The sequence below is a fragment of the Neotamlana laminarinivorans genome (assembly GCF_020523925.1).
GTDB lineage: Bacteria > Bacteroidota > Bacteroidia > Flavobacteriales > Flavobacteriaceae > Neotamlana > Neotamlana laminarinivorans.
On record NZ_JAJAPW010000065.1, the window covers coordinates 1 to 298 of the forward strand.

The 298-nt window shown below is 40.6% G+C and carries 1 protein-coding gene; it reads left to right on the forward strand.

The features are described from left to right. Positions 1-298 (forward strand): beta propeller repeat protein (locus tag LG649_RS16050; RefSeq protein WP_226544825.1); only part of this gene is annotated, 298 nt, incomplete at both ends.

A 298-nucleotide genomic window follows, 5' to 3' on the forward strand; every position in this document is an offset into this window, starting at 1 on the left:
TTGCTTATTCCAAAATAAATACCAACAGATGGTATGTAGGCTTAAAAAATGGAGGGCTCATGTTTTCTGCTAACGGAGGCCAAAACTTCAGTACTTCTAATTATTCTGGCCCTTGGCCCGGACAAGACGACTCTCATAGAAAACGACGCACCGTTATAGCTACGAGTCCAATTGACGAGTCTACTGTTTATTTTGCTGGCAAAGGAAATTTGTTCCTTGAATCGAAAGACGGAGGACTAAATTTCACCAATAAAAACACAGGATTAAACGTAGCACGGATAACAGATTTAGCGGTTTC